The 26,571-nt window shown below is 53.5% G+C and carries 29 protein-coding genes; 11 read left to right on the top strand and 18 right to left on the bottom strand.

Annotated elements, in window-relative coordinates; genetic code table 11:
• Positions 1 to 55 precede the first annotated feature (55 nt).
• The 3 genes from recA to mltB form a co-directional block, all read right to left on the bottom strand.
• Positions 56 to 1,117 carry a recombinase RecA gene (recA, locus tag HBM92_RS05865; protein ID WP_000963143.1) on the bottom strand — a complete coding sequence of 354 codons (1,062 nt, stop codon included), beginning with the start codon at positions 1,115 to 1,117 and terminating at the stop codon, positions 56 to 58.
• Positions 1,118 to 1,196: 79 nt separating this feature from the next.
• Complete coding sequence (pncC, locus tag HBM92_RS05860; RefSeq protein ID WP_000132231.1) at positions 1,197 to 1,694, bottom strand: nicotinamide-nucleotide amidase; 498 nt, start codon at positions 1,692 to 1,694, stop codon at positions 1,197 to 1,199.
• 144 nt (positions 1,695 to 1,838) lie between these two features.
• Entirely contained in the window at positions 1,839 to 2,924 is a 1,086-nt protein-coding gene (mltB, locus tag HBM92_RS05855) for a lytic murein transglycosylase B (protein WP_001305264.1), read from the bottom strand.
• A gap of 256 nt (positions 2,925 to 3,180) precedes the next feature.
• On the opposite strand from mltB, the gene srlA reads away from it, so the two are divergent.
• The 7 genes from srlA (at position 3,181) to gutQ (ending at position 8,128) form a co-directional block, all read left to right on the top strand.
• Positions 3,181 to 3,744 (top strand): PTS glucitol/sorbitol transporter subunit IIC, encoded by a 564-nt coding sequence (srlA, locus tag HBM92_RS05850; protein WP_000573324.1) that lies wholly within the window; start codon positions 3,181 to 3,183, stop codon positions 3,742 to 3,744.
• Positions 3,741 to 4,700, top strand: a complete 960-nt coding sequence (gene srlE, locus HBM92_RS05845; protein ID WP_000196937.1) for a PTS glucitol/sorbitol transporter subunit IIB — start codon at positions 3,741 to 3,743, stop codon at positions 4,698 to 4,700. Before srlA ends, srlE begins: the two co-directional genes overlap by 4 nt.
• Positions 4,701 to 4,710: 10 nt before the next feature.
• Positions 4,711 to 5,082, top strand: coding sequence for a PTS glucitol/sorbitol transporter subunit IIA (gene srlB, locus HBM92_RS05840; protein WP_000216207.1), 372 nt, complete (start codon positions 4,711 to 4,713; stop codon positions 5,080 to 5,082).
• Positions 5,083 to 5,085: 3 nt separating this feature from the next.
• Positions 5,086 to 5,865, top strand: coding sequence for a sorbitol-6-phosphate dehydrogenase (gene srlD, locus HBM92_RS05835; protein ID WP_001077354.1), 780 nt, complete (start codon positions 5,086 to 5,088; stop codon positions 5,863 to 5,865).
• Positions 5,866 to 5,970: 105 nt separating this feature from the next.
• Positions 5,971 to 6,330 (top strand): transcriptional regulator GutM, encoded by a 360-nt coding sequence (gene gutM / locus HBM92_RS05830; protein ID WP_000252912.1) that lies wholly within the window; start codon positions 5,971 to 5,973, stop codon positions 6,328 to 6,330.
• A gap of 66 nt (positions 6,331 to 6,396) precedes the next feature.
• A complete protein-coding gene (srlR, locus tag HBM92_RS05825) occupies positions 6,397 to 7,170 on the top strand; it encodes a glucitol operon DNA-binding transcriptional repressor SrlR (protein WP_000804544.1) in 774 nt (257 codons plus the stop codon).
• Entirely contained in the window at positions 7,163 to 8,128 is a 966-nt protein-coding gene (gene gutQ / locus HBM92_RS05820; protein WP_001287404.1) for an arabinose-5-phosphate isomerase GutQ, read from the top strand. Before srlR ends, gutQ begins: the two co-directional genes overlap by 8 nt.
• Here gutQ and norR read toward each other — a convergent pair.
• Positions 8,125 to 9,639 (bottom strand): nitric oxide reductase transcriptional regulator NorR, encoded by a 1,515-nt coding sequence (gene norR, locus HBM92_RS05815; RefSeq protein ID WP_000010762.1) that lies wholly within the window; start codon positions 9,637 to 9,639, stop codon positions 8,125 to 8,127. The two genes, gutQ and norR, sit on opposite strands and share 4 nt — an antisense overlap.
• 186 nt (positions 9,640 to 9,825) lie before the next feature.
• On the opposite strand from norR, the gene norV reads away from it, so the two are divergent.
• Both norV and norW read left to right on the top strand, forming a co-directional pair.
• Positions 9,826 to 11,265: an anaerobic nitric oxide reductase flavorubredoxin gene (gene norV, locus HBM92_RS05810; protein WP_000029616.1), complete on the top strand. Its 1,440-nt coding sequence runs from the start codon at positions 9,826 to 9,828 to the stop codon at positions 11,263 to 11,265.
• Entirely contained in the window at positions 11,262 to 12,395 is a 1,134-nt protein-coding gene (gene norW / locus HBM92_RS05805; RefSeq protein WP_000064718.1) for an NADH:flavorubredoxin reductase NorW, read from the top strand. Before norV ends, norW begins: the two co-directional genes overlap by 4 nt.
• A gap of 223 nt (positions 12,396 to 12,618) precedes the next feature.
• Here norW and hypF read toward each other — a convergent pair whose 3' ends face one another.
• On the bottom strand, positions 12,619 to 14,871 hold the full coding sequence (hypF, locus tag HBM92_RS05800) for a carbamoyltransferase HypF (RefSeq protein WP_001107659.1): 2,253 nt from the start codon (positions 14,869 to 14,871) through the stop codon (positions 12,619 to 12,621).
• 152 nt (positions 14,872 to 15,023) lie between these two features.
• Positions 15,024 to 15,551, bottom strand: a complete 528-nt coding sequence (gene hydN / locus HBM92_RS05795) for an electron transport protein HydN (protein WP_001078777.1) — start codon at positions 15,549 to 15,551, stop codon at positions 15,024 to 15,026.
• Between the two features lie 384 nt (positions 15,552 to 15,935).
• Here hydN and HBM92_RS05790 point away from each other — a divergent pair, with 384 nt between their 5' ends.
• The gene (locus tag HBM92_RS05790; RefSeq protein WP_000536064.1) at positions 15,936 to 16,364 is read left to right on the top strand and encodes a hypothetical protein; all 429 of its coding nucleotides are present in this window, start codon (positions 15,936 to 15,938) and stop codon (positions 16,362 to 16,364) included.
• A gap of 91 nt (positions 16,365 to 16,455) precedes the next feature.
• On the opposite strand, the gene HBM92_RS05785 is transcribed toward HBM92_RS05790, so the two are convergent.
• From HBM92_RS05785 to hycA, 12 genes are all read right to left on the bottom strand, one after another.
• Positions 16,456 to 16,875, bottom strand: coding sequence for a type II toxin-antitoxin system HigA family antitoxin (locus HBM92_RS05785; protein ID WP_000126293.1), 420 nt, complete (start codon positions 16,873 to 16,875; stop codon positions 16,456 to 16,458).
• A complete protein-coding gene (locus HBM92_RS05780) occupies positions 16,872 to 17,183 on the bottom strand; it encodes a type II toxin-antitoxin system HigB family toxin (protein ID WP_000547555.1) in 312 nt (103 codons plus the stop codon). The genes HBM92_RS05785 and HBM92_RS05780 overlap by 4 nt, the downstream gene beginning before the upstream one ends.
• Positions 17,184 to 17,345: 162 nt before the next feature.
• Entirely contained in the window at positions 17,346 to 18,101 is a 756-nt protein-coding gene (locus HBM92_RS05775; protein ID WP_001305268.1) for a hypothetical protein, read from the bottom strand.
• A gap of 42 nt (positions 18,102 to 18,143) precedes the next feature.
• Entirely contained in the window at positions 18,144 to 18,614 is a 471-nt protein-coding gene (gene hycI / locus HBM92_RS05770) for a hydrogenase maturation peptidase HycI (RefSeq protein ID WP_000132956.1), read from the bottom strand.
• Positions 18,607 to 19,017: a formate hydrogenlyase assembly protein HycH gene (hycH, locus tag HBM92_RS05765; RefSeq protein WP_001291918.1), complete on the bottom strand. Its 411-nt coding sequence runs from the start codon at positions 19,015 to 19,017 to the stop codon at positions 18,607 to 18,609. Before hycH ends, hycI begins: the two co-directional genes overlap by 8 nt.
• Positions 19,014 to 19,781, bottom strand: coding sequence for a formate hydrogenlyase subunit HycG (gene hycG, locus HBM92_RS05760; RefSeq protein WP_000067399.1), 768 nt, complete (start codon positions 19,779 to 19,781; stop codon positions 19,014 to 19,016). Before hycG ends, hycH begins: the two co-directional genes overlap by 4 nt.
• Positions 19,781 to 20,323 carry a formate hydrogenlyase subunit HycF gene (gene hycF / locus HBM92_RS05755; RefSeq protein WP_000493797.1) on the bottom strand — a complete coding sequence of 181 codons (543 nt, stop codon included), beginning with the start codon at positions 20,321 to 20,323 and terminating at the stop codon, positions 19,781 to 19,783. The genes hycG and hycF overlap by 1 nt, the downstream gene beginning before the upstream one ends.
• Before the next feature lie 9 nt (positions 20,324 to 20,332).
• Positions 20,333 to 22,042 carry a formate hydrogenlyase subunit HycE gene (gene hycE, locus HBM92_RS05750; protein WP_001288134.1) on the bottom strand — a complete coding sequence of 570 codons (1,710 nt, stop codon included), beginning with the start codon at positions 22,040 to 22,042 and terminating at the stop codon, positions 20,333 to 20,335.
• 17 nt (positions 22,043 to 22,059) lie between these two features.
• Positions 22,060 to 22,983 (bottom strand): formate hydrogenlyase subunit HycD, encoded by a 924-nt coding sequence (gene hycD, locus HBM92_RS05745; protein WP_000115226.1) that lies wholly within the window; start codon positions 22,981 to 22,983, stop codon positions 22,060 to 22,062.
• 2 nt (positions 22,984 to 22,985) lie between these two features.
• On the bottom strand, positions 22,986 to 24,812 hold the full coding sequence (gene hycC / locus HBM92_RS05740; RefSeq protein ID WP_001274399.1) for a formate hydrogenlyase subunit 3: 1,827 nt from the start codon (positions 24,810 to 24,812) through the stop codon (positions 22,986 to 22,988).
• Positions 24,809 to 25,420: a formate hydrogenlyase subunit HycB gene (gene hycB / locus HBM92_RS05735; RefSeq protein ID WP_001079186.1), complete on the bottom strand. Its 612-nt coding sequence runs from the start codon at positions 25,418 to 25,420 to the stop codon at positions 24,809 to 24,811. The genes hycC and hycB overlap by 4 nt, the downstream gene beginning before the upstream one ends.
• A 124-nt stretch (positions 25,421 to 25,544) precedes the next feature.
• Entirely contained in the window at positions 25,545 to 26,006 is a 462-nt protein-coding gene (gene hycA, locus HBM92_RS05730) for a formate hydrogenlyase regulator HycA (RefSeq protein WP_000158058.1), read from the bottom strand.
• A gap of 211 nt (positions 26,007 to 26,217) precedes the next feature.
• On the opposite strand from hycA, the gene hypA reads away from it, so the two are divergent.
• Positions 26,218 to 26,568, top strand: coding sequence for a hydrogenase maturation nickel metallochaperone HypA (hypA, locus tag HBM92_RS05725; protein ID WP_001442018.1), 351 nt, complete (start codon positions 26,218 to 26,220; stop codon positions 26,566 to 26,568).
• Positions 26,569 to 26,571 lie beyond the last annotated feature (3 nt).

Genomic DNA, 26,571 nt, shown 5'->3' with positions numbered 1-26,571 from the left:
AACTTAAAAAAGCAAAAGGGCCGCAGATGCGACCCTTGTGTATCAAACAAGACGATTAAAAATCTTCGTTAGTTTCTGCTACGCCTTCGCTGTCATCTACAGAGAAATCCGGCGTTGAGTTCGGGTTGCTCAGCAGCAACTCACGTACTTTCTTCTCGATCTCTTTCGCGGTTTCCGGGTTATCTTTCAGCCAGGCAGTCGCATTCGCTTTACCCTGACCGATCTTCTCACCTTTGTAGCTGTACCACGCGCCTGCTTTCTCGATAAGCTTCTCTTTCACGCCCAGGTCAACCAGCTCGCCGTAGAAGTTGATACCTTCGCCGTAGAGGATCTGGAATTCAGCCTGTTTAAACGGCGCAGCGATTTTGTTCTTCACCACTTTCACGCGGGTTTCGCTACCCACCACGTTTTCGCCCTCTTTCACCGCGCCGATACGACGGATGTCGAGACGAACAGAGGCGTAGAATTTCAGCGCGTTACCACCGGTAGTGGTTTCCGGGTTACCGAACATCACACCAATTTTCATACGGATCTGGTTGATGAAGATCAGCAGCGTGTTGGACTGCTTCAGGTTACCCGCCAGCTTACGCATCGCCTGGCTCATCATACGTGCCGCAAGGCCCATGTGAGAGTCGCCGATTTCGCCTTCGATTTCCGCTTTCGGCGTCAGTGCCGCCACGGAGTCAACGACGATAACGTCTACTGCGCCAGAACGTGCCAGGGCATCACAGATTTCCAGTGCCTGCTCGCCGGTATCCGGCTGGGAGCACAGCAGGTTGTCAATATCGACGCCCAGTTTACGTGCGTAGATTGGGTCCAGCGCGTGTTCAGCATCGATAAACGCACAGGTTTTACCTTCGCGCTGCGCTGCGGCGATCACCTGCAACGTCAGCGTGGTTTTACCGGAAGATTCTGGTCCGTAGATTTCGACGATACGGCCCATCGGCAGACCACCTGCCCCAAGCGCGATATCCAGTGAAAGCGAACCGGTAGAGATGGTTTCCACATCCATGGAACGGTCTTCACCCAGGCGCATGATGGAGCCTTTACCAAATTGTTTCTCAATCTGGCCCAGTGCTGCCGCCAACGCTTTCTGTTTGTTTTCGTCGATAGCCATTTTTACTCCTGTCATGCCGGGTAATACCGGATAGTCAATATGTTCTGTTGAAGCAATTATACTGTATGCTCATACAGTATCAAGTGTTTTGTAGAAATTGTTGCCACAAGGTCTGCAATGCATACGCAGTAGCCTGACGACGCACCGCATCACGGTCACCGCTGAAGCATTCCCGCCGGGTAATGCCTTCACCACGGGCAGTGGCAAAAGCAAACCAGACGGTGCCGACAGGCTTCTCTTCACTGCCGCCATCCGGCCCGGCGATACCACTAATAGACACGGCGTAATCAGCACGAGCCGCTTTCAGTGCGCCTATCGCCATTTCCACCACGACAGGTTCGCTCACCGCGCCATGCTGCGCCAGCGTCTCTTCGCGTACACCGATCATTTGCGCTTTTGCTTCGTTACTGTAGGTGACAAATCCGCGTTCAAACCAGGCGGAACTGCCGGCAATATCGGTAATCACTTTCGCTACCCAACCGCCGGTACAAGACTCAGCAGTTGTTACGGTTGCGCCACGGGCTTTCAGCGCCTGCCCAACCTGTTCGCTTAACTGCATCAGTTCACTGTCAGTCATCACAACCTCTGTCAGTCAAAAATTTATGCCGGACAAGATAACACTTTCGTCAGGAAGATGGTGTTGGCGTTGCAATTTTACGAGGAGGATTCAGAAAAAAGCTGATTAGCCAGAGGGAAGCTCACGCCCCCCTCTTGCAAATAGTTACTGCACGCGCGCCAGCGCCACGGCTTGTCCTAACTGCCAGACCGCCATTGCGTAATGGGTGCTGTGGTTATAACGGGTAATGGTGTAGAAGTTCGGCAGACCGTACCAGTACTGGTAGCCGGTGCCAACATCCAGACGCAGCAGGCTGGCTTGTTGATGGTTGCCCAGCGGCTGCTGTGGCGTTAAACCTGCCGCGGCAAGCTGCGAAATGCTGTACCTGGTTTTGAAGCCATTTGGCAAGCCTGGCGCCTGACCGTTTGCCATTACCGCGACCTGATCGCCTTTCACCCAGCCGTGCGCTTTGAAATAATTCGCCACGCTACCGATCGCATCAACCGGATCCCACAGGTTGATATGCCCGTCGCCGCTGAAATCTACCGCATATTGTTTGTAAGACGACGGCATAAACTGACCGTAGCCCATCGCCCCGGCAAAGGAACCTTTCAGATTGAGCGGATCGTCCTGCTCGTCGCGCGCCATCAGCAGGAAGGTTTCCAGCTCGCCAGAAAAATACTCCGCGCGGCGTGGGTAGTTAAATGACAGCGTTGCCAGCGCATCGAGGATGCGAGTTTTCCCCATCACGCGCCCCCAGCGGGTTTCAACGCCGATAATCCCGACGATAATTTCCGGCGGTACACCATACACCTGCCACGCGCGATTCAACGCATCTTCATACTGATTCCAGAAAACCACACCGTTCTGCACGTTGTCCGGCGTAATAAATTTTTTGCGATAACGCAGCCATGCGCCGTTCGGACCTGATGGCGGTTTCACCGATGTGGTTGGTGCCTGGTTATCCATCAGCCGCAGTACCGAATCCAGACGTTTCGCCTGGGAGAGAATTTCCTGCAACTGCTGACGATCGAAACCGTGTTTGTTCACCATTTTGTCGATGAACTGCTGGGCATTCGGGTTATTGGCGAAGTCACCGCCCATCTGCATCACATTGTGCTGCGGCTCAAGCAGGAAGCCGCCAGACGGCGTTCCGGTGGTCGTTTCAGTCTCAGTAGGTTTTGGCTTGCTGCTACAGGCGGCAAGCAACATAAAAAGGGGAAGCAATGTTACATAACGACGCTTGAACATGAGGGGTCCATTTAACAGATTCAACCAGGGGCAAGTATGGTAAAGCATCCCGCCCCGCACAAGGAAGCGGTAGTCACTGCCCGATACGGACTTTACATAACTCAACTCATTCTCCTCACTACCCTCTTTATATAAACTTTCAAAATAAAATATTTATCTTTCATTTTGCGATCAAAATAACACTTTTAAATCTTTCAATCTGATTAGATTAGATTGCCGTTTGGTAATAAAACAATAAATCCTGAAGGAGAGAACAATGATAGAAACCATTACTCATGGCGCAGAGTGGTTCATCGGGCTGTTCCAGAAAGGCGGAGAAGTGTTTACCGGGATGGTAACCGGCATTCTTCCGCTGTTAATTAGCCTGCTGGTTATCATGAACGCATTGATTAATTTTATCGGTCAGCATCGTATTGAACGATTTGCTCAACGTTGCGCCGGTAACCCTGTTTCCCGTTATCTGCTGCTACCGTGCATTGGTACGTTTGTCTTTTGTAACCCGATGACCTTAAGTCTTGGTCGCTTTATGCCGGAAAAGTACAAACCCAGCTATTACGCGGCGGCCTCTTATAGCTGCCACTCAATGAATGGCCTCTTCCCCCATATCAACCCTGGCGAACTGTTTGTTTATCTCGGCATTGCCAGCGGTCTGACAACACTGAATCTGCCACTTGGCCCACTGGCGGTGAGCTATCTGCTGGTTGGTCTGGTCACCAACTTCTTCCGCGGCTGGGTAACCGATCTGACCACCGCCATTTTCGAGAAAAAGATGGGCATTCAACTTGAACAAAAAGTTCGTCTGGCAGGAGCAACATCATGACACGCATTCGGATCGAAAAAGGAACGGGTGGCTGGGGCGGCCCGCTTGAGCTGGAAGCCACGCCGGGCAAAAAAATCGTCTATATCACCGCCGGTACCCGGCCTGCGATTGTTGACAAACTGGCACAGCTTACTGGCTGGCAAGCTATCGACGGATTTAAAGAAGGTGAACCCGCGGAGGCGGAAATTGGTGTCGCGGTAATCGACTGTGGCGGCACATTACGCTGCGGCATCTATCCGAAACGGCGTATTCCCACCATTAATATCCACTCGACGGGCAAGTCCGGCCCGCTGGCGCAGTACATTGTGGAAGATATTTATGTCTCTGGCGTAAAAGAAGAAAACATCACTGTAGTGAGTGAGGCGACACCACAACCCTCTTCCGTGGGCCGTGACTATGACACCAGCAAGAAAATCACCGAACAAAGCGATGGTTTACTGGCGAAGGTGGGAATGGGTATGGGTTCCGCCGTTGCCGTGTTGTTTCAATCTGGTCGTGACACCATCGACACTGTATTAAAAACCATTCTGCCGTTTATGGCGTTCGTCTCGGCGCTTATCGGAATCATTATGGCTTCTGGCCTTGGTGACTGGATTGCCCACGGTCTTGCTCCGCTGGCGAGCCATCCACTGGGTCTGGTCATGCTGGCGCTCATCTGCTCCTTCCCGCTGCTTTCACCTTTCCTCGGCCCAGGCGCAGTTATCGCACAGGTTATCGGCGTATTGATTGGCGTGCAGATTGGTCTCGGCAATATTCCGCCGCATCTGGCTTTACCTGCACTGTTTGCCATCAACGCGCAGGCGGCCTGCGACTTCATCCCGGTCGGTTTGTCGCTGGCGGAAGCTCGTCAGGACACGGTTCGCGTCGGTGTCCCTTCTGTTCTGGTGAGCCGCTTTTTAACCGGCGCGCCAACTGTACTGATCGCCTGGTTTGTCTCCGGTTTTATCTATCAATAGAGGCTGAAACATGACCGTTATTTATCAGACCACCATCACCCGTATTGGCGCGAGTGCCACTGACGCCCTCAGCGACCAGATGCTCATCACCTTTCGTGAAGGCGCGCCTGCGGATCTCGAAGAGTATTGCTTCATTCATTGCCACGGCGAGTTGAAAGGTGCACTCCATCCCGGTTTGCAATTTTCTCTCGGGCGGCATCGCTATCCGGTGACCGCCGTTGGCAGCGTGGCGGAAGACAACCTTCGCGAACTGGGTCATGTCACCCTGCGCTTCGATGGTTTAAGCGAAGCGGAATTTCCGGGCACTGTCCATGTGGCAGGCCCTGTACCCGACGATATCGCGCCGGGATCGGTTTTGAAGTTTGAATCTGTTAAGGAGTAAAAAATGAATCAGGTTGCCGTTGTCATCGGTGGTGGGCAAACCTTAGGCGCGTTCCTGTGCCACGGTCTGGCTGCCGAGGGGTATCGCGTGGCGGTTGTCGATATTCAGAGCGACAAAGCCGCAAATGTGGCACAAGAAATTAACGCCGAATATGGTGAAGGAACAGCGTACGGTTTTGGTGCTGACGCCACCAGCGAGCAAAGCGTTCTGGCGCTTTCTCGTGGGGTAGATGAAATCTTTGGTCGCGTGGATTTGCTGGTCTACAGCGCCGGAATAGCAAAAGCAGCCTTTATCAGCGACTTCCAGCTCGGCGATTTTGACCGTTCGCTACAGGTGAATCTGGTGGGTTATTTCCTGTGTGCCCGTGAATTTTCGCGTTTGATGATCCGCGACGGGATTCAGGGTCGCATTATTCAGATCAACTCGAAATCCGGCAAAGTGGGCAGCAAACACAACTCTGGCTACAGCGCCGCGAAATTTGGTGGCGTCGGGCTGACTCAATCACTGGCGCTGGATCTGGCGGAGTACGGCATTACGGTGCATTCGCTGATGCTCGGTAACCTGCTGAAATCGCCTATGTTCCAGTCGCTATTGCCACAATACGCGACCAAGCTGGGTATCAAACCGGAGCAAGTCGAGCAGTATTACATCGATAAAGTACCGCTCAAACGCGGCTGCGATTATCAGGATGTGCTGAATATGCTGCTGTTCTACGCCAGTCCTAAGGCGTCGTACTGCACTGGTCAGTCGATCAATGTCACCGGCGGTCAGGTGATGTTCTGATCAACAGCGGAGATCTTTTAAGGATCTCCGCGCGACTAATAGAATGCCTGATGCGCTACGCTTATCAGGCCTACAGGACTTCCGCCACTACATTACGGAGAAGTTATGGTATCCGCACTCATCACCGTCGCCGTTATCGCCTGGTGTGCGCAACTGGCCTTAGGCGGTTGGCAAATTTCTCGTTTTAACCGTGCCTTCGACACGCTATGCCAGCAAGGGAGGGTTGGCGTGGGCCGTTCCAGCGGGCGCTTTAAACCGCGGGTCGTGGTCGCTATTGCGCTGGACGATCAGCAGCGCATCGTCGACACCTTGTTTATGAAAGGACTGACCGTCTTCGCCCGACCGCAAAAAATTCCCGCAATTACCGGCATGCATGTGGGTGATTTACAGCCTGATGTGATCTTTCCCCATGATCCACTATCACAGAATGCTCTATCATTGGCGCTTAAACTGAAACGTGGATAATTTCGTTGTGAATGTTACTTGCTTGCGAAGTTATCATTTTGAAACCTAAATCAGGTAATCACGCCCATGAAACCTCGTCAGCGTCAGGCCGCCATTCTGGAGTATCTACAAAAGCAGGGTAAATGCTCGGTTGAAGAATTGGCGCAATACTTTGACACCACAGGCACAACCATTCGCAAAGATCTGGTCATTCTGGAACATGCCGGAACCGTCATTCGTACTTATGGCGGCGTGGTGTTGAACAAAGAGGAATCCGATCCGCCTATCGATCATAAAACGCTTATCAACACCCACAAAAAAGAGCTGATTGCAGAAGCTGCCGTTGGTTTTATTCATGATGGCGACTCAATAATTCTTGATGCTGGCAGTACCGTGTTGCAGATGGTGCCTCTGCTATCGCGCTTTAATAACATCACGGTGATGACCAACAGCCTGCACATCGTCAATGCGCTATCCGAACTGGATAACGAACAAACTATCCTGATGCCAGGCGGAACATTTCGCAAAAAATCGGCCTCATTTCACGGGCAACTGGCAGAGAATGCCTTCGAGCATTTCACCTTCGATAAATTGTTTATGGGCACCGACGGCATCGATCTCAATGCGGGCGTAACCACCTTTAACGAGGTCTATACCGTCAGTAAGGCGATGTGTAATGCCGCGCGCGAAGTGATTTTGATGGCTGACTCATCGAAGTTTGGTCGTAAAAGCCCCAACGTGGTTTGTAGTCTTGAAAGCGTCGATAAGCTGATTACCGACGCAGGTATCGATCCAGCGTTTCGTCAGGCGCTGGAAGAAAAAGGGATCGACGTGATCATAACCGGAGAGAGCAATGAGTGAAGCACTACTGAACGCGGGACGTCAGACGTTAATGCTGGAGTTGCAGGAAGCAAGCCATTTACCGGAACGTCTGGGCGATGATTTCGTTCGCGCCGCCAATATCATCCTGCACTGCGAAGGCAAAGTGGTGGTTTCGGGAATTGGCAAATCGGGCCACATTGGTAAGAAAATCGCCGCAACGCTTGCCAGCACCGGCACACCGGCTTTTTTTGTCCATCCGGCAGAAGCACTGCACGGCGATCTGGGGATGATTGAAAGCCGCGATGTGATGCTGTTTATCTCTTATTCCGGTGGCGCGAAGGAACTGGATCTCATTATTCCGCGTCTGGAAGACAAATCTATCGCGCTGCTGGCAATGACCGGAAAACCGACGTCACCGCTGGGCCTGGCGGCGAAAGCGGTGCTGGATATCTCCGTAGAGCGCGAAGCCTGCCCGATGCACCTTGCGCCGACCTCCAGCACCGTGAATACCCTGATGATGGGCGACGCGCTGGCGATGGCGGTCATGCAGGCGCGCGGATTTAATGAAGAAGATTTTGCCCGCTCCCACCCAGCCGGGGCACTGGGCGCTCGCTTGCTGAACAAAGTGCATCATCTTATGCGTCGTGACGATGCCATCCCGCAGGTGGCGTTAACCGCCAGCGTGATGGACGCGATGCTGGAACTTAGCCGCACCGGTTTAGGTCTGGTGGCAGTGTGCGATGATCAACGACTGGTGAAAGGCGTCTTTACCGACGGTGATTTACGTCGCTGGCTGGTTGGCGGCGGCGCACTCACCACGCCAGTCAATGAAGCGATGACGGTCGGCGGCACCACGTTGCAATCGCAAAGCCGTGCCATCGACGCCAAAGAAATCCTGATGAAACGCAAAATCACCGCCGCACCGGTAGTGGATGAAAACGGCAAACTCACCGGCGCAATTAACCTGCAGGATTTCTATCAGGCCGGGATTATTTAATCCTTCAGCCCCAGACGTTTCGCCAGCCTATGCAGGTTGGCGACGTCGGTTTCCAGCATCCGCGCACAGGCGGCCCAGTTGTGATGATTTTGCGCCAGTGCCTGACGAATGGTTTCACGCTGGAACGCTTCTGTCGCTTCACGCAGGTTTTGCTTAACAACGGGCACCGCCGCCACTTCTGGCGGCGGCAACGTCACCTCAGGAAAAGCAAAATGTTGCGCCTCAAGAATCACTTCATCGCCGCTGCGGGTTGCTCTCGCCAGCACTACCGCCCGATGAATAGCATGTTCCAGTTCACGAACGTTCCCCGGAAAATTGTAGTGTTGCAGTAAATTTCGCGCTCCGGCACTTAATACCACTCGGGAGAGCCCCAGCCGCAAACGACACTGCTCGCAGAAATACCCCGCCAGCAGAATGACATCATCGCCCCGCTCACGCAGCGGCGGCACTGAAAGTGGAAACACGCTCAGGCGGTGGAACAAGTCAGCGCGAAATCGCCCTGCCAGTACCTCTTCGCGTAAGTCACGGTTAGTCGCCGCCAGCACGCGCACATCGACCCGCAAACTGCGGTCATCGCCAACGCGTTGAATATCGCCATACTGCAACACCCTCAGCAGCTTGGCCTGCAATGCCAACGACAACTCGCCGATCTCATCGAGAAACAGCGTGCCGTTATCCGCCATTTCAAACTTCCCGCTGCGGTTACTGATAGCACCAGTAAACGCCCCTTTCACATGCCCGAACAACTCACTTTCCGCCACACTTTCCGGCAGTGCGGCACAGTTGAGATAGACCAGCGGATTCACCGCCCGTGGCGAGGCTTCATGAATCGCTTTCGCCACCAGCTCCTTACCGGTTCCCGTCTCACCGCTAATTAAAACGTTGAGATCGGATGCCGCCACAATCTCAATCTCTTTTTTCAATTGCGTCATGCCTGGCGACAGACCGATCATCTGCGTCTGTTTCACCGCTTCAAACGGCGCGGCTTCGCCTGGCAGCATATTCTGGCTTTCCAGTTGTTCAATCAGTAACGCATTGCTTAACGCTCCCGCCGCCAGCGCAGCAATCAGGCGTAACTCTTCGTCGCTGAAAACATCGAACTGATCGGGCTGCATCCCGTCGAGCGTCAAGGCACCGATCAGGTTTTGCCCGGCAAACAACGGCAAACCAACGCAGGCGTGAACCTTCAGACTCTCCTGCCCTGGAATCAAACCGTCATAAGGATCGGGCAATTCGCTGTCTGCGGGAAAGCGCACCACATCACCCGCGCGGGCAATCGCTTCCAGCCGTGGATGCCCTTCCAGCGCAAAGCGTCTACCGAGTACATCCTTCGCCAGCCCGTCGATGGCAAGCGGAATAAACTGCCGCGAGTCGTAACGTAGCAACGCAGACGCATCGCACTCCAGCACCTGACGCAGCGTGGTGATCAGGCGTTGAAAACGATCCTGATGACCAATCCCACGCTGCAATTCGATGGCGATATTCGCCAGCACATCAACGGAAAAACTCATCTTTGCCTCACTGTCAATTTGACTATAGATATTGTCATATCGACCATTTGATTGATAGTCATTTTGACTACTCATTAATGAGCATAATTTTATTTATAGAGTAAAAACAATTAGATAAAAAACTGGCACGCAATCTGCAATCAGCAAGACATCTTTTTAGAACACGCTGAATAAATTGAGGTTGCTATGTCTATTGTGGTGAAAAATAACATTCATTGGGTTGGTCAACGTGACTGGGAAGTGCGTGATTTTCACGGTACAGAATATAAAACGCTGCGCGGCAGCAGCTACAACAGCTACCTCATCCGCGAAGAAAAAAACGTGCTGATCGACACCGTCGACCATAAATTCAGCCGCGAATTTGTGCAGAACCTGCGTAATGAAATCGATCTGGCAGATATCGATTACATCGTAATTAACCATGCTGAAGAGGACCACGCCGGGGCGCTGACCGAACTGATGGCGCAAATTCCCGATACGCCGATCTACTGTACAGCCAACGCTATCGACTCGATAAATGGTCATCACCATCATCCGGAGTGGAATTTTAATGTGGTGAAAACTGGCGACACGCTGGATATCGGCAACGGCAAACAGCTCATTTTTGTCGAAACGCCAATGCTGCACTGGCCGGACAGCATGATGACTTACCTGACAGGCGACGCGGTGCTGTTCAGTAACGATGCTTTCGGTCAGCACTACTGCGACGAGCATCTGTTCAACGATGAAGTGGATCAGACTGAGCTTTTCGAGCAGTGCCAGCGTTACTACGCCAATATCCTGACGCCGTTCAGCCGCCTGGTAACGCCGAAAATTACCGAGATCCTGGGCTTTAACTTGCCAGTCGATATGATAGCGACCTCTCACGGCGTGGTATGGCGCGATAACCCGACGCAAATTGTCGAGCTGTACCTGAAATGGGCGGCGGATTATCAGGAAGACAGAATCACCATTTTCTACGACACCATGTCGAATAACACCCGCATGATGGCTGACGCTATCGCCCAAGGGATTGCGGAAACCGACCCACGCGTGGCGGTGAAAATTTTCAACGTCGCCCGAAGCGATAAAAACGAAATCCTGACCAATGTCTTCCGCTCAAAAGGCGTACTGGTCGGCACTTCTACGATGAATAATGTGATGATGCCGAAAATCGCCGGGCTGGTGGAGGAGATGACCGGATTACGCTTCCGTAACAAACGCGCCAGCGCTTTCGGCTCTCACGGCTGGAGCGGCGGTGCGGTGGATCGTCTTTCCACGCGCCTGCAGGATGCGGGTTTCGAAATGTCGCTTAGCCTGAAAGCCAAATGGCGACCAGACCAGGACGCTCTGGAGTTATGTCGTGAACACGGTCGCGAAATCGCCCGTCAGTGGGCGCTCGCGCCGCTGCCGCAGAGCACGGTGAATACGGTGGTTAAAGAAGAAACCTCTGCCGCCACGACGGCTGACCTCGGCCCACGGATGCAATGCAGCGTCTGCCAGTGGATTTACGATCCGGCAAAAGGCGAGCCAATGCAGGACGTTGCGCCAGGAACGCCGTGGAGTGAAGTCCCGGATAACTTCCTGTGCCCGGAATGCTCTCTCGGCAAAGACGTCTTTGACGAACTGGCATCGGAGGCAAAATGAGCAACGGCATTGTGATCATTGGTTCGGGCTTCGCCGCCCGCCAACTGGTGAAAAATATTCGCAAACAGGACGCCAGTATTCCATTAACCCTGATTGCCGCCGACAGCATGGATGAGTACAACAAACCTGACCTCAGCCATGTTATCAGTCAGGGGCAACGTGCCGACGACCTTACCCGCCAGACGGCAGGTGAATTTGCCGAGCAGTTTAATCTGCGCCTGTTTCCGCACACCTGGGTAACGGATATCGATGCCGAAGCCCATGTGGTGAAAAGTCAGAATAATCAGTGGCAATACGACAAGTTAGTGCTGGCAACCGGTGCCAGCGCCTTTGTCCCGCCAGTGCCCGGGCGTGAGTTAATGCTGACGTTAAATAGTCAGCAAGAGTATCGCGCCTGTGAAACGCAACTGCGGGATGCCCGACGCGTGTTGATTGTCGGCGGTGGTTTGATTGGTAGTGAACTGGCGATGGATTTTTGTCGGGCAGGCAAAGCGGTCACGCTAATCGACAACGCTGCCAGTATTCTGGCGTCGTTAATGCCAACGGAAGTCAGCAGCCGCTTGCAGCATCGGTTGACGGAGATGGGCGTTCATCTGCTGTTGAAATCTCAGTTGCAGGGACTAGAAAAAACAGATTCTGGCATTCTGGCAACGCTGGACCGCCAGCGCTGCATCGAAGTGGATGCGGTAATTGCCGCCACCGGACTGCGCCCGGAAACCGCCCTGGCACGACGCGCCGGGCTGACGATTAATCGCGGCGTTTGCGTCGATAGTTATCTGCAAACCAGTAATGCCGATATTTATGCGCTGGGCGATTGCGCGGAAATTAACGGTCAGGTATTGCCGTTCCTCCAGCCGATTCAACTTAGCGCGATGGTGCTGGCAAAAAATCTTCTCGGCAATAACACGCCGCTGAAACTCCCGGCGATGCTGGTGAAAATCAAAACGCCGGAATTACCGCTGCATCTGGCAGGCGAAACCCAGCGTCAGGATTTACGCTGGCAAATTAATACCGAACGCCAGGGAATGGTGGCACGCGGCGTTGACGATGCTGACCAGCTTCGCGCCTTTGTGGTCAGTGAGGATCGGATGAAAGAGGCATTTGGATTGTTGAAAACGTTGTCGATGTAGGCGAGCTACAGTGCCCCAAATGTCGGATGCGGCGCTGACGCGTCTTATCCGACCTACAGGGAACACATGTGTTGATCACATAATACGTTTATGTCGCATCCTGCACTGTCCCAAAATGTCGGATGCGACGCTGGCGCGTCTTATCCGACCTGCGGGGATGAATATGTAGGCCGGATAAGGCGTTTACGCCGCATCCGGCAATGGTGTCCAAATGCAGCACGTTTTATCCGTTCTGGACTTCCCCTGCCAACCAACGCGCCGCAACAATAACCCCCTGCCCCAGAGACAACCCGCCATCGCCCGCAGGTAAACTCTGTGGAAAGAGCAATGTGAAATCAGCGAGATAATGCGCCAGACGTGCACGCAGCAAACGGTTATGAATAACTCCGCCGCTAAATACCAGCGTAGTGATACCCCGCATCGTGGCCTGCTCACGCATCAACGCGGCAAAACCCTGCGCCAGCGCATCATGAAACGCCCACGCGCGTTGATTAACCGGAGCCTGCCAGCTCAGCCACTGCTGCCAGAAAGTGGCGAGATCCAGTTGATTGTCCACCAGCGGCATCGTCACCGGATGCGTCACTCTGTGGCACGGAGCTGCGAGTGCCTCCAGAGCACAAGCCGCTTCACCTTCATAACTTAACGTGGCTGGCGCACAGCCCAGCGCCGCCGCTACGGCATCGAACAAACGTCCACACGACGATGCCAGCGGCGCGTTAATTCCACGCTCAATAGCCCGCGCCAGCACGCTCCAGTTTTGCTGTTGCACACTTGCCGTTTCAGAGTAATTCTGCCACTCCGGCACAAAGCGCAGGCACTGCGCCAGCAGGTTTCGCCACGGCTGCTTCGCAGCCAAATCGCCCCCCGGAAGCGCCACCGCGGGCAAGCCGCCCAGGTGCTGGCATTCACGATAGTTCACCCGCAGGCACTCGCCCCCCCATAAAGCGCCGTTCTCCCCCATACCAATACCGTCGAGCGTCAACGCAATGACATCTCCGCCATCCAGAGGCCAGAGGTGTTCTGCCAGACACGCCGCTGCGTGGGCATGATGATGCAGTACCGTTTGCGTCGGCAGATTCATTTCGCGCGCCCACTGGCTGGAGACATAGCCCGGATGCGCGTCATGCACAACGTATTGCGGAGTGAAATCGTAGATGTTTTGCATCAGGCGTAACGCTTCGCGCCACTGCATCTGGATGCCATCGTCACTTAAATCGCCCAGATGCTGACTCAACACCGCTTGTTCGCCGCGCACCAGGCTGAAGGTGTTTTTCAGATCCGCACCGAGACACAGCACAGGCGGAACATTTTTAAAGCCCGGAGGCAAAGCCAGCGCATCCGGCACATACCCCCGCGAACGGCGCAGCATTTCGCCGCTTTCGCGCACCACCGAATCATCCATCCGCTGCACGATGTCGCGGTTATGTATCAAGAATCCGTCGGCAATGCCCTGCAAATCCGCCAGCGCCTGTTCGTTGCTGATAGCCGGTGGTTTACCGCTCAGGTTGCCGGAGGTCATCACCAGCGGGCATTGCAGTTCCTGTAACAGCAAATGCTGGAGCGGGTTCGCAGGCAACATTACCCCGACTTCGTTAAGGCCAGGGGCGATATCATCACAAAGCTCAGGTACATATTTTTTATCCACCAGCACAATCGGCGCGGCGGGCGTGGTAAGCAACTGGCGCGCAGCGTCTGGTAAATCGTCAGCCACTGGCAACATGACCGCCAGCGGTTTCGCCGGGCGATGTTTGCGCGCCCGAAGTGTCGCCACCGCGTTACTGTTACGTGCATCGCAGGCAAGATGAAATCCGCCAATCCCTTTGATGGCGACAATGTTGCCCATTTTTAACTGTGCGATAGCTGCCTGTAATGCCGCCTCTTGTTCTGCATGTTCACCATGACTTACCCATTCAAGATGGGGGCCACACTCCGGGCAGGCCACCGGCTGGGCGTGGAAGCGACGATCGAGCGGGTCACAGTACTCTTTGTCACAAGCCGGACACAGCGGAAACGCCGCCATCACGGTAAACGGGCGGTCGTAAGGCATGGCGCGAATAATGGTGAAACGCGGGCCACAGTGGGTACAGTTGATAAACGGATAACGCCAGCGTCGTTCGCCTGGGGTATTCATTTCGGCAAGGCAAGCAGGGCAAGTGGCGGCATCGGGAACAATTTGCGTATTCATGACGCCACCCGCGCTCTGGCGGATGGTGAACTCAGTGGGCAGTTGTGACCAGATAAACGGCTCACGCTCGACGCTATCAATACGCGCCAGTGGCGGGCAGTGCTGATGCAATTGAACAAGAAACGTTTCCGGATCTTCCAGCAGCCGGACTTCTACGCCATCGCCGTCATTACAGACATCGCCGTGAAGATTTAATTGCTGTGCCAGTTGCCAGACAAACGGACGAAAACCGACGCCCTGCACTTTGCCACGAATACGCAGTTGGACACCGCAAGATGTGTTTTTTGCCATTGAGTTATTCCCGCCATCATGAATTGCGTAACCCGCCCTGCCGGACACGACAGCGTCGCATCCGGCAGTCACAGGTCGGCGATACCGCCCGCTTCGTATTCTACGAATATTTCCGGGAATTCCTTTGATACCAGAACAGTTCTGTAAGATTTTTAGAACATCAGCGCCGTGCGGCGGCGTTTTTCTGCGCTCAGTTGTTCAAGTTTATTACGATCGACACAAATCAGCGCATGGGTCGGGCAAGCCGCCATACACGCCGGGCCGTCTTCACGATGGTTGCACAGGTCGCATTTATTGGCTTCGGCTTTGTCAGCCCGTACATTCAGCCCTGCGCCGCTGTTGCGAATCACCGGACGCACCACCACTTCCATCGCACCATACGGGCAAGCCACAACGCAGGTTTTGCAACCAATACAACGTTCCTGCATGACATGAACAAACCCTTTATCACGGCTGATAGCACCATTCGGGCAGACGTTAGCGCACGGTGCATCTTCACACTGACGGCAAACTGTCGCCGTGGAAATGTTCACACCTTTAATGACATGGATACGCGGTAAAAATGTTTCCGGGGTCAGCGATGCACAGTCCTGATTTTCCTGATGAGAAACCACGCACGCTACTTCACAGGTACGGCAACCAATACATTTACTCGCGTCAGCAATGATGAAACGGTTCATCAAATTCTCCAGCAATGACAGTTAATGCGCCGATACATTCACAAATCATGCCAGTTTTTAATTTACTGTTATTTAAGGAAATTAAATTCTGTACTACAGGAAAAACGATGTCATCGACACTAGTGACGATGACATGTGATGACAGTATTTATCGTTGCCAGTCCACATCTGGGTACTTTTTTCCGACAAGTCGTTCTGGTGGTATAAAAAAGTAATTGCCAGTAACGGGGAGGATTTAAGGGAAGCAACCGTGCCGGATACGGCGTGAACAATGACCACTTTGTCAGCTATCCATATGATTGTATTTTGAGGTTCATCGCAGATTAGCGATGAACCTTTATTAAATAATACAATTCCGACTGAAATAACAGGTAAGGATACAAAATGGGTTCATGGGGAATGGAGGCTCTCGAAAGCGACGAAGGGCTGGATTTGATTAATTGGGTAGAGGAACAACTGCAAGATGATTCGACCTTTGATGCCGAGTCAATTGTTCAACGCTTAAGCCAGCATGAAGATTTGTTCGGATTTCAGGGAGATGAAGAATTTCTCTACGATAATAATGTTATCGGTCTCGTCGAACTTATCATTCAAAAAGCAGCCGGGGAAAAAATCACATCGAGTAAACAAATTGATCAACTCGACAGTTATCGGCTCACGTCGATTTTCAGCAAAAAACTCCAGGGCCGTTTACAAACAATCGACGACACACATGAGTGGATAATGCTTTTTGAGGGGCGAGCACGCGAAAAGGCAAAAGCATATCTGATTGAGATTACTGATAAATTAAGAGTAGTAAAGACAACAGCCTGAATGACAAACAAGGGCGCGCAAAATTAAGAATCTGCGCCCTTTCAAAGCCCGACAGGCGTAGCGCATCAGGCGATTTAGCGTCTGCCATCAGTCAAAGAAACCATTCCGGCTTAACGCCAAATCGGGCTGAAAGTGCCTTAATGTGGGGTATCGTCAAGGATCGTTGTCCAGACAAGATCTGGCTGACCAGGGATTTAGAGCCGATTTCGTTCTTCAAATCTGCATAGGTCAGATTATGTTGATCAATCAGCGTGCGAAGTAACGCCACACCAACAGGCATTGCCGCAACGGCTTTGTCGAACTCTGCAAACTTTTCGTTGTTGTTTTCATATTCTGCAATGCGGCTCGCCAGAAAGTCGATAAGTGGATTGGTGTCATCTTCTTCAATCAAATATTCGACCAGTTCCAGTGCTTCACGATAATCATCTTCTGAGTCACTGCCTCCCAGAAAGGGGACTGCATTGACCAGTTCTCTTGTTGCTTTAACAGCGCGTGCAGCATTAGCAGTCATTCTTTGTTCTCTCTGTAGTAACGTGTCAGTTTGTCATACTCTGCGTGATTCGTGATGTGCTTCACAAAGAACCGCTTATTAACAAAGTTTATGTAGGCAATAACCCTAAGATTGTTCCCGCCGACATCCAGAACGTACCATTTGTTGCGATATTTAAAATTGTCGAGGTTGGGAAAAGCCGTTCGCATTTCTTCTGGCGTAGAAAAATCCGTTTCCTTAATAACCCGATACAATGAGTGTAGAGCCAGAGCGTCGTTAGGATATTTGCGCGCACACTCTTCAAATGGCGCTTTAGAAATGATGTGCATTTTTAAGTTTTAACTTCCTTATAGTAAGTAAACAGCCACATCTGCGAGTTCTATCCTTATATGTTCGGAACACTATAGCTTATCAAATCCAAGTTCACAATATGTAAACACTTGCGCACGATATAATTACTACAAAAATCCTCATAGCCACTCTGCAAAAAGTCAGTTCTGATTCACCCCATCAAGCACATCACCCTTTATTAAACAACGCTGTGTCAGCGCCAGATCTTTCGTTTGCGGGTTACGTCCGGCGACAGGTTTAATGACGAGTTTACGGTTGGAGGTATAGGTAAAACGCGTGAGTGCGGGGTAGCTTAACTTGCCAAACCAGCCGTGAACGCGCTGCCATTTGGCCTCTTTTACCTGATACAAACTGGTTATCCAGTAACCGGAATCAAACTGCATATCCAGCAATTGCGTGTGACCATTGCCTTGTAAATCAAGCAAATCATCAACGCCAGTTTCGTTTGCGGTGTAAAAACCATCGACCTGGAAAACACACGGGCGACCTTGCTGATTAAAGGTCATCAGGATCAAAAACGAGGAAGGCGCCAGCCCGTTTCCCGAAACACCTCGCCAGATAACCAAATCCTGAATGCCATTACGATCGAGGTCAGCACGGTAAAATTGCGCATTACCCGCCATATTTTGCAGCACACCCACAGGCACAAACCAGGATTTACCGGCACGGTCCTTAGCGGTTAATCGCCAGTAATCCTCTTCATTTGGCATCTTCTCAAGCGTTACGCCTGCAATGCCCACTTTTCTAAAATGCCAGGTTTGCTCGGCATCATAAGGCAGGGTTAAGAGAGGTTTCAGCGCCCGCTTTTGCGCGTATTCGCTGTCACTCATCGGTAGATATTCGGTAAAGCTGGTAGCCTGCGCAGGCAGCACTAAGCTCAATAAAAAAGCGCACATCCCTGTCCTGATGTTCAATTCCCTGAATTCCTTACTGAAAAACTACTCTTCTTCCGCCGCTAACTGCGCGAAGCCGCCATTTCCTTCCCAGCCTTCCAGCCGCTGATACACCGTTTCCACCGCATCTTTAATCTGCTGAGTCATCGGGTAGTAAAAGCCGACGATATCCGGCTGGATGCCAAGGAAAATCACTTCGCCAATATCTTCTTTCAACTGGTCGATAAGATAGTTCAGCGGCATGTTATGGGTAGTCATCATAAACATCTCGGCGATGTCAGCCGGGTCGATGATGCGGATCTCGCCAGGGTTTAGCCCCATATCCGTGGCGTCGACAATAAGCAGCCGTGTCGGGCGCAGTTCGCGAATAGCGACAATGTCGTTTTCCGGTGCGCTACCGCCGTCAATCACTACCCAGTTACCTTTCGGCGCGGCAGCGCACTTTTCCGCCAGTAGCGGGCCTGCGCCATCATCGCCCATCATGCTATTGCCAACACAGAGTAAAACGTCAGTCACGCAGTCTCCTCACCATCAAATAGATGGCGTTTTCCTGATGAATATCATGCAGCATACTTAACAGCATTGTACTCCATTCCTTCTGCTGCGAAGTTTGCGCTGCCCGGGCTTTATCGAATGCGTTGGCCAGCATCGGCACATGGTTAATGTCGATGACGATCTCACCATATTTCGGCACGCCTTCCATTTTGCGGCGGGCTTCGCTGCCCGCCTCCAGAGTGGCAATCCATGCCAGATATTCATCCCACGGGCAGGTAAGCGCCGCTTCCAGGCAATCGATAACCCCAAGGTGGTGACCAATCGCCAGGCTGTAATAGACCACCTGCTGCGCCTCGGCGGGCGTAGCATCGTTCTCATCAATGAATTTACGGCTCAGTTGACTGAACACCACCTTTTCACTCATCGGATACGCGCCTCTTCAACAACATGATTCAGATGGCTGACAATCTCGTTCAGACGCGGATCGTTTTCCGCTTCCAGCCAACGTGCAACCTGTTCTTCGCCCTGCCCTAACTGTGTCAGGAAGTCATCGGCAATCTGACGACCGTAACGATAACCCGCCAGTCGGCGTGCTTCGCGATCCACTTTCACGCGCAGCGGCTGCACCATATCGCCATGCAGAATCTCCGCCGGTTGTTCATCCTGCTCACCCGGCCCACGGGCGTGAATTTTCTGCTCCAGCAGGCCGAGCGCCATCGCAAAGCCGTACAGCGTGGCGGCAGGCGTTGGCGGGCACCCCGGAATGTAGACATCCACCGGGACGATTTTATCCGTACCGCCCCACACGCAGTAGAGATCGTGGAAGATCCCGCCGCTGTTACCGCAGGCACCGTAGGAGATACAGATTTTCGGGTCCGGCGCGGACTGCCACGCACGCAGCGCAGGGGATCGCATTGCACGGGTGACCGCGCCGGTAAACAGTAAAATATCCGCATGACGCGGTGACGGAACAACTTTAATGCCGAAGCGTTCTGCATCGAACAGCGGCGAAAGCGTGGCGAAAATTTCGATTTCGCAACCGTTACAGCCGCCGCAGTCCACGCGATAAACGTAGGCAGAACGTTTGATTTTTTTCAGTAACGACGCCTTCATGCTGGCGATGGATTCATCCACCGTCATCGGGACCGGAATGCCGTTGGCGTCACGGGGGCCTAATAAATTGCTCATCAGATGGCCTCTTTCATATGGCGAGTCAGTTCAATACGGTCGGACGGCACCAGGCATTTCTGGCGCTTACATTCCGGGCAAGTCTCAAAGCTTTCGCGGTGGTTTTCCGCGCGGCTGTCGCCGTTGTGCTTAAGCAGCGCAATGGCGTAGTCGATCTCTTTCTGGACGGCGAAAGGACGATTGCAGACGCGGCAGTTGCACAGCGCGAAGCGGGACTGTTGCAGGAAGTCTTCTTTCTTCCACACCGCCAGTTCGTATTCTTGCGACAGTTTGATCGCCGCTGTCGGGCAGACTTCTTCGCAGCGCCCACAGAAGATGCAGCGCCCAAGGTCAAACTGCCACGCCAGCTCACCAGTGGCGAGGTCGGTTTCAACCGTTAAGGCGTTTGACGGGCAGGCATTGACGCAAGCCGCACAGCCAATGCACTGCTGCGGGTTCTGCTCTGGCTTACCACGGAAGTTTTTATCAACCGCAATCGGCTCCAGCGGATAAGACGAAGTCGCCGTGCCGGTTTTGATGACTTTTTTGATAAAGGTAAACATGGCGATTCCTTATTTCAGCGGCGAGTTTTTACGCTCAATGCTGTAACGCTCGAGTTCTTTGTACGGCACCACTTTGCTCTTCTTCTTACGTACATCGACCACGGTCATGCGGTCGGTACAGGAGTAGCAAGGGTCCAGGCTACCGATAATCAACGGCGCATCGGAAACGGTGTTACCGCGCAGCATGTAGCGCAGGGTCGGCCAGTTCGCGTAGGTCGCCGCACGGCAGCGCCAGCGGTACAGCTTCTGGTTGTCGCCGGTCATGCTCCAGTGGATATCGTCGCCGCGCGGCGCTTCGGCAAAGCCCAGCGCGAAACGGTGCGGAATGTAGGTAAAGCCTTCCACCATCAGCGGGCCGCCCGGCAGGTTATCCAGACCGTAATCGATCATATTCAGCGCGGTATAGACTTCGTTGATACGCACTTTCAGACGGGAAATAACGTCGCAGCCCTGCTCGCTGTGGACTTCCATTGGCAGCAGGCCATAACCAACAAACGGGTGATCGGCACGGGTATCACGGGCGTGACCGCTGGCACGAACCATCGGGCCAACGTTACTGAAGTCGCGAGCGATTTCCGGGTCCAGACGACCAATGCCGACGGTGCGTTGTTCCATGTTCGGTGTGCTCAGCAGCACATCCACCAGCTCCTGCACTTCACGACGCATCTGTTGTGCCAGCTGGCGGGTCTGGATCATGTCGTCTTTCAGCAGATCGCGACGAATCCCGCCGATCAGGTTCAGGCCGTAGGTTTTACGTGCACCGGTAAGGATCTCTGCCATTTTCATGGAGGTTTCACGCACGCGGAAGAACTGCATAAAGCCGGAGTCGAAGCCGGTAAAGTGACAGGCCAGGCCGAGATTGAGCAGATGCGAGTGCAGGCGTTCTACCTCCAGCAGAATGGCGCGGATCATCTGCGCGCGTTCTGGCACCTGAATACCCATCGCGTTTTCCACCGACGTGGTATAGGCGGTGCTGTGAGCAAAGCCGCAGATCCCGCACACACGGTCAGAGAGGAAGGTCACTTCGTTGTAACCCATACGGGTTTCCGCCAGTTTTTCCATGCCGCGATGGACGTAGAACAGGCGGTAGTCGGCGTCGATAATGTTTTCACCATCGACGAACAGACGGAAGTGACCCGGTTCGTCAGAAGTGACGTGCAGTGGACCAATCGGCACGACGTTGTTTTTCTTGTCGCCCAGTTCGTTGATGAACTCGTAGGTTTCAGCATCGGTAGTCGGTGCCGGACGCTGACGATAATCCATGCTGTCTTTACGCAGAGGATAAAGTTCATCCGGCCAGTCATCCGGCAGCACCAGACGACGTTCATCCGGCAGACCAACCGGAATCAAACCGTACATATCGCGCACTTCACGCTCGCCCCACACCGCCGCCGGAACGCGCGGCGTCACGGAAGGATACTCCGGTTTGTTGGCGTCAACTTCGACGCGAACCGTTACCCAACACTTGGTGCCCTTCTCCATCGACAGCACGTAATAAACGGCGTAATGACCATTCAGTTTGCGTTCGTCGTTACCAAACAGCACCGACAGCCAACCCCCTTGTTTGTAGTAGAGAAACTCCACCACTTCCGGCAGGTAGTTCACCTTCACGGTGACGGTTAGCTGATCTTTGGTCTGCCAGGCGTGGTCCAGCACGACGCCAGGAAATGCCTCATTCAGCGCGGCGAGATAATGTTGACCTAATTTTTCTTCAGACATGCTCAAACTCTCTTTAATCACGCCGCCAGCAAGGAGACGAACGCTAAAAATGCAAAGCCAAACCCAGCCCAGGTAATGCGCGGAGTAATATCAAGACGCAGACGGGCCATGCTGTTTTCGAACAGCGCGATAACCAGTACGCCGACCACCAGTTTGACGATGGCAATCACCAGCGCCAGCAGCAGCCCACCGACGGTGAAGGTTTCCATTTGTCCCCACGGAATAAACACCCCGACGAACATCTGCAACACCACCAGCTGTTTCAGGCTGATGCCCCATTTCATGACGCCAAAGCCGCTGCCGCTATACTCAGAGAGCGGACCTTCCTGCAACTCCTGCTCGGCTTCCGCCAGGTCGAACGGCAGTTTGCCCATTTCGATAAAAGTGGCGAACGCACAGGCACAAAGCGCCAGCACCAGCGGGATGCTCTGGCTCAGTGGCCAGTGATAAACGGTGTCGGTGATGTTGCTGATGTTGGTGGAACCGGCAACCTGTGCGGCGACCCACAGACCAAGCAGCAGCATCGGTTCAACCAACACGCCAAGCATCGCTTCACGGCTCGCGCCGATAGCGGTAAACGGGCTACCGGTATCCAGACCAGAAATGGCAAAGAAGAAACGCGCGATGGCGAAGAGATACAGTAAGGTGATCAAATCGCCCAGTTGCGGCAGCGGAGAACCGACGGTCACCACCGGCAGCGCAGTGGCGATAGTCAGCATGACGCCCACCATCACATACGGCGTCAGGCGGAACACCCAGCCGGAGGCATCCGGGCCAACGCTCTGACGCCCCAGCAGTTTGATAATGTCGCGATACTCCTGCAACACGCCCGGCCCGCGACGGTTATGCAGACGGGCACGCGCCACACGGGTAATACCGGAGAGCAGCGGCGCAACGGCAAATAGCACCAGCGCCTGAATTAACGGATATAAAACACTCATTCTCAGGCTCCTCGTGAAACAATAATCACCACCAGCACCGCCAGTTCAACCAGCGCCATCCGGCGGAACAGCAACGCACTCCCCTCGCACTGCCAGCCCGGCACCAGCGACACCGGATTCAACCATTTGCGTAGTTTCAGCACCGGCGCAAACGCCTGTTTCACCGGCATGGCAAAACCGTGAGCGGTAATCACCATTGATTTTTCATGATCGTAGCCGCACACCCAGGCCGCGCCGCGGGAACGCGACGGCAAACGATCGCCTTTGCAAATCGCCATAATGATGAACGGCAGCAGCGGGCAGGCAATCAGCAGCAACGTGATCATCGGTTGAGAAACGGTGGTGTTAGCAGGCTCCAGCGGCAGAGGTACAGCAGCAGAGAGCATCGGCAGTAGCCACGGCGCAGCAACACCGCCAATTACGCAGCAAATCGCCAGTGCCACTACGCTTACGCTCATCAGGAGCGGCGCACAGGTGGCGTTTTCGGCCTCTTTGGTACGCGGCGCGCCGAGGAAAGTAACGCCATAAACTTTCGCCATACACATCACCGCCAGCGCACCGGTAATTGCCAGACCCACGGCGAGCAGCGGCCCGAACAGACGGGCAACAAACGCGCCACTATTGCTCAGTTTGAAGAAGGATTGATAGATAACCCATTCCCCGGCAAAACCGTTCAGCGGCGGCAGCGCAGCCATTGCCATCAGCCCGACTAACATGGCGATGGAGATAACCGGCATTTTCTTGCCAATACCACCGAGTTTTTCGATATCGCGATGACCGGTACGGAACCAGACGCTCCCCGCACCAAGGAACAGTACGCTCTTGAACAGGCTATGGTTAATCAGATGGTACAGACCACCAACCAGACCAAGGGCAATCAGCGCCGGTTGTTCGAGCGCGATACCCGTTACGCCAGCGCCCAGCCCCAGCAGGATAATGCCGATATTTTCCAGGGTGTGGTAAGCCAGCAGACGTTGGATATTGTGTTCCATCAACGCATACAGACCGCCGACGAATGCGGTGATCATGCCGAGTACCAGCAGTACGATCCCCCACCACAGCGGTGCATTACCGCCCAGTAGTGACAGAGTTAAAATGCCCAGCAGGCCAATTTTCATGACTACCGTGGAAAACAGCGCGGCAGCTGGCGCAGAGGCGTTGGCATGTGCCTGTGGCACCCAGCCGTGCAGCGGAATAATCCCGGCCAGCAGGCCAAAGCCAATCACACCGAGCAGCCAGATATCGGAACCGAGCGGCAGCTGTTGCATACGCATATCCAGCAGGCGCAGATCCAGCGTACCGTAACGCTGCCACAGCAGCCAGCAGGCAATCGCCAGCAGCAGAGTGCCAAGACGCCCCAGCGCAAACCACAGTTTGCCCTCTTTGCTGTTGCTGGTGAGGAACACCGCACACAGGGCCATGATTTCGGCCATTACCACGAACATGCCGAGGTTGCTGGCGATGACGGCACAGACGGCGGCAGCCATCAACATATTGATCTGCAAGCCGTTGCATTTCACCTGCGCGTGGCGATGCCAGTCAATGTTGTAGAGGCTGACAAACAGACCGCACAGACCGAGCGTAATCAGCCAAATCGCGTTAAGCGGAGAGATTTGCACATCGTAGCTTACCAGCGACAGCGCACCGCTCACGCCAACCGCGCCAGTCAGCACAGTGAAGCCCGCGGCTGCCGTATACAGGCTACCCACCGCGCCGCCAATTCCGGCTATCCAGCCACTTAGCGCTTTTTGAAAAGAAAAGAGAAATGCCAGAACAGCGGCGGCGACAAACCACGCCACGCCGCTATTGATCAGGGAAATTGCGCTCATTTAGCCTCTCCACTTTGAGCCTGCTGAAACAAGGTGAGATCGCCAAAGTCCGTGTTAAAAGTCAGCTCACGCTTACGTTTGCTGACGCGGGCGATATCGGTGTTATCCACCAGATGCAGGGCTTTAGTCGGGCACATCCGCACGCAGGCCGGACCTTGTTCATCAAAGCTACAAAGGTCACATTTGACGGCGATCGCGCGAATACCTGGCACCCAGTCAAGCAATGTGCTGACACGCGCCGGAGCAGGCGGTGCCGGTGGCGCTTTCGGGGTATTGGCGTTTGCCGGAATATCCAGCGGACGGCTGCCGGAAAATTCAATTGCGCCAAACGGGCAGGCGATACCACACAGTTTGCAGCTTACGCACAGACTTTCATTCAACTGCACAGCACCATCAACACGAGTGATGGCGTTAACCGGGCAGACCACCGCGCAGGGTGCATCTTCACAGTGATGACAGAGCTGCGGCGCAGATTCTTTTTCATTTAGCATCACTCGCAGGCGCGGCATTGATTGCAGGCCGTGCTGGCGATGCGTCTCTGAACAGGCAGCCTCACAAGTGTGGCAGCCGATACAGAGCGTGGAGTCAGCAATTACAAAACGATTCACCAGGCATTCCTCAGGTGATTGTCATTTTTGACGAAAACATGCCGATGAAATGTCATTTTCGACACTCATCGACACGCCCATCCCCAAACAGGCGTAACGCCTGCAAAACGGGCAAAGCCTCAGCTCATGCTACCGGGCTTTGTCCCTTTACCAGTTGGCTTAAATTCACCGGCACATTGTTTTCAATGGCGGTATATAAGCTGTCGTAAACGCCAGCGATTTTTTCGAGATAGTGTTCCAAAACTTGTTCGCGATCGCGGATGTTGACCTTGCCATCAATCATGCCGTCAATGCTCAACTGCGCCTGCGCAATCCGCTGTTTGTCTTCGCCATCTTTTGTTTCGACGTAATACTCGATGGTGTGGCTGTTAAAGCCATCCGCCAGGGTGACGTAAATGCGAAAATGTTCAAAAAGGACGAAACAGAGTTCTTTGTCCGGCGCGCAGCTCATGGCGTGATGCAGGCGCGCTTTCGATAACGTGATCCCCTGAACCAGCGAATTGCAGTAGATGTGCCACTGGTCCTGTAGGCGACGATGCCGCTGTGCGATGTAATCGGCTTTCTCGCTTATTTCCCAAATAGTCATTGTCAGGTTACCCGTTTAACAGAGATGCCAGCTTTAAGCATTTTCTGTGCCAACTTTTAATTCATTGTTATTAAAGCGATTTCTAAGCTAAAGATGAATTTCGTCGCCGTGTCGACGTGTCATTTCGACATCATCGACATTATTCACCGCAGGGATAATCAACACTGGCACAATTATTGCTTGTAGCTGGCAATAGTTAATGGGAGGCGATATGCACGAAATAACCCTCTGCCAACGGGCACTGGAATTGATCGAACAGCAGGCCGCAAAACACGGCGCAAAACGCGTAACTGGGGTCTGGCTCAAAATTGGCGCATTTTCTTGTGTCGAAACCAGCTCTCTTGCCTTTTGTTTTGATCTGGTTTGCCGCGGCAGCGTGGCGGAAGGTTGTAAACTGCACCTCGAAGAACAAGAGGCCGAATGCTGGTGTGAAACATGCCAACAGTATGTGACGCTACTGACCCAGCGCGTCCGCCGCTGTCCACTGTGTCATGGTGACATGCTACAGATTGTGGCAGACGACGGTTTACAGATTCGGCGGATAGAAATAGACCAGGAGTGAGCG

The organism is Escherichia sp. E.sYA108 (assembly GCF_011754335.1).
In the GTDB taxonomy this organism is placed as follows: Bacteria; Pseudomonadota; Gammaproteobacteria; order Enterobacterales; family Enterobacteriaceae; genus Escherichia; species Escherichia coli.
Note: the sequence above shows the minus strand (reverse complement) of the source record. Positions and strands in the feature narration are given on the sequence as shown.

Bases quoted from the DNA above. Each gene is read 5' to 3' on its own strand.
- hycF (WP_000493797.1), bottom strand. From the start codon at position 20,323: ATGTTTACCTTTATCAAAAAAGTCATCAAAACCGGCACGGCGACTTCG.
- srlA (WP_000573324.1), top strand. From the start codon at position 3,181: ATGATAGAAACCATTACTCATGGCGCAGAGTGGTTCATCGGGCTGTTC.
- srlD (WP_001077354.1), top strand. From the start codon at position 5,086: ATGAATCAGGTTGCCGTTGTCATCGGTGGTGGGCAAACCTTAGGCGCG.
- HBM92_RS05785 (WP_000126293.1), bottom strand. From the start codon at position 16,875: ATGACTGCTAATGCTGCACGCGCTGTTAAAGCAACAAGAGAACTGGTC.
- HBM92_RS05775 (WP_001305268.1), bottom strand. From the start codon at position 18,101: ATGTGCGCTTTTTTATTGAGCTTAGTGCTGCCTGCGCAGGCTACCAGC.
- srlE (WP_000196937.1), top strand. From the start codon at position 3,741: ATGACACGCATTCGGATCGAAAAAGGAACGGGTGGCTGGGGCGGCCCG.
- hycG (WP_000067399.1), bottom strand. From the start codon at position 19,781: ATGAGCAATTTATTAGGCCCCCGTGACGCCAACGGCATTCCGGTCCCG.
- hycA (WP_000158058.1), bottom strand. From the start codon at position 26,006: ATGACTATTTGGGAAATAAGCGAGAAAGCCGATTACATCGCACAGCGG.
- norR (WP_000010762.1), bottom strand. From the start codon at position 9,639: ATGAGTTTTTCCGTTGATGTGCTGGCGAATATCGCCATCGAATTGCAG.
- hycH (WP_001291918.1), bottom strand. From the start codon at position 19,017: ATGAGTGAAAAGGTGGTGTTCAGTCAACTGAGCCGTAAATTCATTGAT.
- gutQ (WP_001287404.1), top strand. From the start codon at position 7,163: ATGAGTGAAGCACTACTGAACGCGGGACGTCAGACGTTAATGCTGGAG.
- gutM (WP_000252912.1), top strand. From the start codon at position 5,971: ATGGTATCCGCACTCATCACCGTCGCCGTTATCGCCTGGTGTGCGCAA.
- norV (WP_000029616.1), top strand. From the start codon at position 9,826: ATGTCTATTGTGGTGAAAAATAACATTCATTGGGTTGGTCAACGTGAC.
- hycE (WP_001288134.1), bottom strand. From the start codon at position 22,042: ATGTCTGAAGAAAAATTAGGTCAACATTATCTCGCCGCGCTGAATGAG.
- hycC (WP_001274399.1), bottom strand. From the start codon at position 24,812: ATGAGCGCAATTTCCCTGATCAATAGCGGCGTGGCGTGGTTTGTCGCC.
- recA (WP_000963143.1), bottom strand. From the start codon at position 1,117: ATGGCTATCGACGAAAACAAACAGAAAGCGTTGGCGGCAGCACTGGGC.
- hypF (WP_001107659.1), bottom strand. From the start codon at position 14,871: ATGGCAAAAAACACATCTTGCGGTGTCCAACTGCGTATTCGTGGCAAA.
- HBM92_RS05790 (WP_000536064.1), top strand. From the start codon at position 15,936: ATGGGTTCATGGGGAATGGAGGCTCTCGAAAGCGACGAAGGGCTGGAT.
- srlB (WP_000216207.1), top strand. From the start codon at position 4,711: ATGACCGTTATTTATCAGACCACCATCACCCGTATTGGCGCGAGTGCC.
- pncC (WP_000132231.1), bottom strand. From the start codon at position 1,694: ATGACTGACAGTGAACTGATGCAGTTAAGCGAACAGGTTGGGCAGGCG.
- HBM92_RS05780 (WP_000547555.1), bottom strand. From the start codon at position 17,183: ATGCACATCATTTCTAAAGCGCCATTTGAAGAGTGTGCGCGCAAATAT.
- mltB (WP_001305264.1), bottom strand. From the start codon at position 2,924: ATGTTCAAGCGTCGTTATGTAACATTGCTTCCCCTTTTTATGTTGCTT.
- hycD (WP_000115226.1), bottom strand. From the start codon at position 22,983: ATGAGTGTTTTATATCCGTTAATTCAGGCGCTGGTGCTATTTGCCGTT.
- srlR (WP_000804544.1), top strand. From the start codon at position 6,397: ATGAAACCTCGTCAGCGTCAGGCCGCCATTCTGGAGTATCTACAAAAG.
- norW (WP_000064718.1), top strand. From the start codon at position 11,262: ATGAGCAACGGCATTGTGATCATTGGTTCGGGCTTCGCCGCCCGCCAA.
- hypA (WP_001442018.1), top strand. From the start codon at position 26,218: ATGCACGAAATAACCCTCTGCCAACGGGCACTGGAATTGATCGAACAG.
- hydN (WP_001078777.1), bottom strand. From the start codon at position 15,551: ATGAACCGTTTCATCATTGCTGACGCGAGTAAATGTATTGGTTGCCGT.